Source organism: Spirulina sp. CS-785/01 (assembly GCF_028330525.1).
In the GTDB taxonomy this organism is placed as follows: Bacteria; Cyanobacteriota; Cyanobacteriia; order Cyanobacteriales; family Spirulinaceae; genus JAQMSD01.
Genome location: NZ_JAQMSD010000127.1, coordinates 39,161 through 45,206, shown reverse-complemented (window position 1 = coordinate 45,206; position 6,046 = coordinate 39,161). Strand labels below are relative to the sequence as shown.

At 44.3% G+C, this 6,046-nt stretch carries 4 protein-coding genes, 1 pseudogene and 1 CRISPR repeat array; of the genes and pseudogenes, 4 read left to right on the top strand and 1 reads right to left on the bottom strand.

From position 1 onward, the window contains the following. Positions 1-124 precede the first annotated feature (124 nt). Positions 125-1,559: a CRISPR direct-repeat array (repeat unit 36 nt; unit sequence GTCTCCACTCGTTGGAGAACATAATTGATTGGAAAC). Positions 1,560-1,774: 215 nt separating this feature from the next. The 4 genes and pseudogenes from PN462_RS08115 to PN462_RS08100 all read left to right on the top strand — a co-directional run bounded on the left by PN462_RS08115 (position 1,775) and on the right by PN462_RS08100 (position 5,333). After that, entirely contained in the window at positions 1,775-2,257 is a 483-nt protein-coding gene (locus PN462_RS08115; RefSeq protein WP_272127573.1) for a hypothetical protein, read from the top strand. A 135-nt stretch (positions 2,258-2,392) separates the two neighbouring features. Continuing rightward, positions 2,393-2,677, top strand: a pseudogene (locus tag PN462_RS08110) (LysE family transporter); the annotation flags it as partial. Positions 2,678-3,127: 450 nt separating this feature from the next. Beyond that, a complete protein-coding gene (locus tag PN462_RS08105; RefSeq protein WP_272127572.1) occupies positions 3,128-4,816 on the top strand; it encodes a CTP synthase in 1,689 nt (562 codons plus the stop codon). A gap of 97 nt (positions 4,817-4,913) precedes the next feature. After that, complete coding sequence (locus tag PN462_RS08100) at positions 4,914-5,333, top strand: hypothetical protein (RefSeq protein WP_272127571.1); 420 nt, start codon at positions 4,914-4,916, stop codon at positions 5,331-5,333. A gap of 59 nt (positions 5,334-5,392) precedes the next feature. Here PN462_RS08100 and hisH read toward each other — a convergent pair whose 3' ends face one another. Continuing rightward, positions 5,393-6,028: an imidazole glycerol phosphate synthase subunit HisH gene (hisH, locus tag PN462_RS08095; protein WP_272127570.1), complete on the bottom strand. Its 636-nt coding sequence runs from the start codon at positions 6,026-6,028 to the stop codon at positions 5,393-5,395. Between the last annotated feature and the right edge of the window lie 18 nt (positions 6,029-6,046).

Sequence of the window (6,046 nt, the reverse complement as noted above, 5' to 3'; positions counted from 1 at the left end):
CCTTATGAGACAAGGGTTTCAGCGTTTTTTGAGGGGTGATTTGGGGAAGTTTGGGGAGTCTTTTTAGGAGATTGTAAAAAATGGGGTCTAGACATCCCGCTATATCTGGGTTTAAAATTGAAGGGTCTCCACTCGTTGGAGAACATAATTGATTGGAAACAAAAACGCTATATATTCAACGTCGTCAAGACATTCGTTTGTCTCCACTCGTTGGAGAACATAATTGATTGGAAACTGAACCAAGGGGAGACATCCCTCAGCCTGTCTTTTGTTTTTTGTCTCCACTCGTTGGAGAACATAATTGATTGGAAACAATTACTAGGTCTAAAAGAACCATTTTATCTTTTTCCTTGTCTCCACTCGTTGGAGAACATAATTGATTGGAAACTTGGGATTCATTCAAGTCCCCCAACACTTTCTTGAGTCTCCACTCGTTGGAGAACATAATTGATTGGAAACGACAACCTCCACCAAGGGAGGTAAAATCAAATTTAGTCTCCACTCGTTGGAGAACATAATTGATTGGAAACTAATGACAAAATTATGTAGTTGTAGTTGCATATCTTTTTGTCTCCACTCGTTGGAGAACATAATTGATTGGAAACCCTCGATTATATTCCATCGATATAGACACCTTATGTCTCCACTCGTTGGAGAACATAATTGATTGGAAACGATTTATTCCCTTTCTTGTTAACGGGCGTCCTTTAAGTCTCCACTCGTTGGAGAACATAATTGATTGGAAACAAGAACCATAATCTAATCTATCTTCCTTCTTTTTAAGTCTCCACTCGTTGGAGAACATAATTGATTGGAAACCGGACGGCAATATCGAGTAGAGGAGGATGTGGTAAGGTCTCCACTCGTTGGAGAACATAATTGATTGGAAACCCACAGGACAAGTCCTTGATCGCGTCCCATGAGTATCCGTCTCCACTCGTTGGAGAACATAATTGATTGGAAACTGGAAATGCAATATAGAGTACCAGTCCATTGTCCCAGTCTCCACTCGTTGGAGAACATAATTGATTGGAAACCCTCCAAGACTAGGGCTTGGATAGTTTCTAGCTCAGTCTCCACTCGTTGGAGAACATAATTGATTGGAAACGGGAGCTTTCTCAAATGCCGTACTCTCCCCACGGGGTTGGTCTCCACTCGTTGGAGAACATAATTGATTGGAAACCTAATGGCCATCAGATGCAGGTTGTCGCATCTTTTAAAGTCTCCACTCGTTGGAGAACATAATTGATTGGAAACAATGGCTAAGTCTAAAAGAAACATAACTTCCTTTTTTCTTTTGTCTCCACTCGTTGGAGAACATAATTGATTGGAAACAACATTAGTTTCGGCTTTCTCAACTAGCTCATAGAGAGTCTCCACTCGTTGGAGAACATAATTGATTGGAAACGGTAACTCAAAAGTTGAGCGCTCCCTAAAGCCTTTGCGGAGTCTCCACTCGTTGGAGAACATAATTGATTGGAAACAGGGGGAATCAACCATGAAGTCCTTATTGAAAAATGAAAGTCTCCACTCGTTGGAGAACATAATTGATTGAAAACGTAGTTTTCTATACTTTTTTAAGCAGGAGATGTGGGGTATCGCCCTATTAAGTCAAAATTTGATGACAACACAACTTCTGAATGACAACATTTACACTTGTTAGCAACTCATCAGTAAAATTATTTAATCGCTTATCCGTTAATTTGTTTTTATCGGGTATTCTAGAGAGTATCGACTTTTAACTTAAATTAATTTCTTTTAGAGGTACTAGCACATGAAAGAAATCGTTCTTAGCTTTATAGCAAATGCGTTGAATACTGCACATAACGATCTTCAATCTGAGCAAAGCCGATTACAAGGTTTACTCAAATCTATCGTGAGTTTCCCAATTAAGGTTTTAGCGACATTTGTTTTCTCACCCGTTCTACTCTTTCTTGTACTGCTACATTCGGTTCGTCAAGAAGACAATATATCTCGGATTCGTGGCGTAGTAGCACTAATCGGTTTTGGCATTGCTACAATCCTTGCCTACCTAGCTGGAACCTTTTTAGGTTCGGTTGCGGGCGCACTATTCATCGTTACGCACATTGGTATCTTAATGGGTCTGGGATTTCTATTAGGAACAGCAATGAGCATCTATTTTACGGTTGCATTTCAAATCTTGTTATTCAATATGGTTGCAACTTTATTTTTGAAAATGTCTTCTACTGATGTAATCGGGTCGATACTCAGTGAAATCAATGTCAAGGCGACGTAAATGTTGTAGAGACGCGAAATTTCGCGTCTCTAGTCTCCACTCGTTGGAGAACATAATTGATTGGAAACTATACTGTTGCCAAGTAGCTGATAGCTCACTTGCGGTCCCCCTCCCTCGACAGGTGAGCTAGTAGCCAGCTTTCTGACGGGTTTATTAGTAACATTGAGAAATGTCAAAGCTATTTTTTTCTATGCCAGTCTTTTCCCAACCTTTTTAGACCTTTCAACCCTGAGTTATGTGGAGATAATTGGGGGACTTGGAGTGATTATTGTGACGGTAGGAGGAGTGAAGCTCACTTATGTCATACTAGCCCATAAAGTCGCACAAATCGCAGGTCAATTCCCAATGGCCAAACAGGCAAACGTCGCTTCTGGAAGTTTGATGATTGGCTCTGGCACTTATCTCATGGTCAAAAGTTAATTGGTAAGCATTTAGCCATCAGCCATTCGCTTAAAACTAACAGTCCATTGGCGAAACCGCTCCAACGGGAGAAAAAAGCCATAACAAGTAAAAGACTTGCGCGAGACTTGAGACTGTGGACAAAAGCCCCCGATGTTTCCCGTTAACCTTATTGTTAATCTATCTAAACCTGATGATGAAACTATTATTTTACATTATTTTATCCACAATTATTTTATCATTTTCTCTCACTATTTGTTATTACTTTAAAGCAAAATTAAACATTAACTTCAACATTGGAGACAAACATTTTCCTCAAATCTTAGAAAATAGGACTAAAGGAATAATTAAATGTAGATGGTTTGCTAACCCTCATCATTGTGATCATTTTGATCAAAAGGATCGCACCCCTGCCTCCGTCCTGCCAACAGATATGGCACAATAGAACGGATAAAAAGAAACCTTATAGTTATGGCTAAATACGTCTTTGTTACAGGTGGAGTCGTCTCCAGCATTGGGAAAGGAATTGTTGCTGCGAGTTTAGGCCGCTTGCTGAAATCCCGTGATTATTCCGTCTCAATCCTCAAACTCGACCCGTATATCAACGTGGACCCCGGTACAATGAGTCCCTTTCAACACGGAGAAGTCTTTGTCACCGAAGACGGGGCCGAAACCGACTTAGACTTAGGTCATTATGAACGCTTCACCGACACCTCCATGTCTCGGTTAAATAGTGTCACCCAAGGGGGAGTCTTCCAAGCAGTCCTCAATAAAGAACGACGGGGAGATTACCAAGGGGGAACAGTGCAGGTGATCCCCCACATCACCAACGAAATTAAAGCTCGCATTAAACGAGTAGCCAAAAATACCCATTCCGATGTAGTCATTGTAGAAATTGGGGGGACAGTAGGGGATATTGAGTCCCAACCCTTTTTAGAAGCCATTCGCCGTTTTAGAAAAGACGTAGGACGGCATAATGTCCTGTATATGCACGTAACCCTTGTACCTTGGATTGCCTCTGCGGGAGAAATGAAGACCAAACCCACCCAACATTCGGTGAAAGAATTGCGGTCCTTGGGGATACAACCAGATATGTTAATTTGTCGCAGCGATCGCGCGATCGAACATGGCATCAAAGAAAAACTCTCAGAATTCTGTGATGTCCCCGTGGAGTCCGTGATCACCGCCCCCGATGCCAGTAGTATATACGAAGTCCCCTTACTCCTAGAACAAGAAGGACTCGCCACTCAGGCCATCGAATTAATGCAGCTTGAACAACGAATCCCCGACTTAACCAAATGGCAAACCCTAGTCGAACAAATGAAAACCCCCAACAAACAAGTCGAAATCGCCATTGTGGGGAAATATGTTAAATTAACCGATGCTTACCTCTCCGTCATCGAAGCCTTACGACACGCAGCCATCTCCGTCGGAAGCGAAGTCAATCTCCGGTGGGTTCACGCCGAAGACCTGGAAACCGACGGCGCAGACTCCCACCTCAAAGACGTAAGTGGCATTATTGTCCCTGGAGGGTTTGGTGTTCGTGGAGTAGATGGGAAAGTTTTGGCCGTCCAATACGCCAGAGAACAAAAAATTCCCTTCCTGGGCCTCTGCTTAGGAATGCAATGCTCCATCATCGACTGGGCCCGACATATCGCCCAATTAGACGAGGCCCACAGCGCGGAATTTAACGAACAAACCGCCAATCCCGTCATTAACTTACTCCCCGAACAGGAAGATGTGGTGGACTTAGGGGGAACAATGCGTTTAGGCTTGTATCCTTGTCGGATTAGTGCGGATACCCTCGCTCAATCCCTGTATCAACAAGAAGTCGTCTATGAACGACACCGACACCGTTACGAGTTTAATAACGCCTACCGTAACTTATTCATCGAAACCGGCTACAGTATCAGTGGCACATCCCCCGATGGTCGTTTAGTGGAGATGATCGAATATCCCCAGCATCCCTTCTTCATCGCCACCCAATTCCACCCCGAATTTAGTTCCCGGCCCAATAGTCCCCACCCCCTTTTCCAAGGGTTTGTGAAGGCGGCCTTAACGGAAAATACCTCGGAGGTAACACCCCCCTTATCCACAAATTCTTTAGCCGCCAATGCTTATCCCAACGTCTCTGAGCAGTACACTGTAGATATTACGTAGGGCTTGCTAATTTTTAGAGCAAGGGGTTCACTGTCAAGTTACACGACATGACCAAGCCGCGAGGAAACGGGGCTTGCGTTATGGGAGAGGAGGTTTTGTGGCACACTGGGTCAAAATACAATATGAAAGACAAGAATATATTGTTGATCTCGACCAGGTGAGTGCCTTTGCTTGCTCTCCCAACGGGAGGGTAACGTTTTGGTTGCCGGATAGTTCCATCCCCATTATTCTCACCCGACAGGGCAATGGGGATGACTATGATAAGGTGTTAAATTTTGTCCATAGTCTCAAGTCCTCATCGCTGTTAGGGTATTGGATTCATCTCTGTTACGATCGCAGTGAATATTGGGTTGATCTCAACCGTATCAGCAGTTTTTGTTACACTCCCAACAGCAAACTCACGTTTTGGCTTCCCGATGCGTCTATTCCCATTATTTTAACCAAGCAGGGCGACCCAGAGAGTTATAGTAAGTTACGGGATTTTATTATTCGTAAGACGGGCCAGAAGATTCCTTGAAATTATTAATTAGGGTGGGTAATGAGATATATTGGAGTCGCCGCTTACCCCGATCGCGCCTAAGCTAGAACAGGACTGGTGATTTGGGTGACAAAGTTAGACAGGAGTTGTAAACCTGCCGTTGAGGACTTTTCAGGGTGGAATTGAACCGCAACGACATTATCATAGGCAATGGCCGCTGTCACCTCCTGCGTGCCGTGGGTGACAGTGGCGGCCTGGACTTGGGGATCAACGGGATCAACGTAGTAGGAGTGAACAAAATACACATAGGACTGGTTGCCGATTCCCGTCCAGATGGGGTGTTGGGGTTGGGTGTAGTGGAGTGTGTTCCACCCCATGTGGGGAATAGTCATATTCGGCTCTTTGTAGAAGCGTCGCACCTGTCCCGATATTACACCCAGTCCGGTTTCTTGGCCTTCCTCGGACCCTTCAAAGAGAATTTGCAGGCCCAGACAAATCCCCAAAAAGGGTTTGCCACTGGCAATGACAGCTTTAATGGGGGCAATTAAATCCCGCGATCGCAAATGTTGCATGGCCGGATCAAAAGCCCCCACCCCCGGCAACACCACCGCATCCGCCCCTTCAATCTCTTGGGCCGAATCGGTAATTATCGTCTGGGCCCCAGCCTTTTGTAACCCCTTACAAGCCGAGTGCAAGTTGCCCATGTCATAATCAATCACTGCGATCCGTGTCATTGGCCAATTCCCAACACT

Coding starts and splice junctions, on each gene's coding strand:
- PN462_RS08115 (WP_272127573.1), top strand. CDS start 1,775: ATGAAAGAAATCGTTCTTAGCTTTATAGCAAATGCGTTGAATACTGCA.
- PN462_RS08105 (WP_272127572.1), top strand. CDS start 3,128: ATGGCTAAATACGTCTTTGTTACAGGTGGAGTCGTCTCCAGCATTGGG.
- hisH (WP_272127570.1), bottom strand. CDS start 6,028: ATGACACGGATCGCAGTGATTGATTATGACATGGGCAACTTGCACTCG.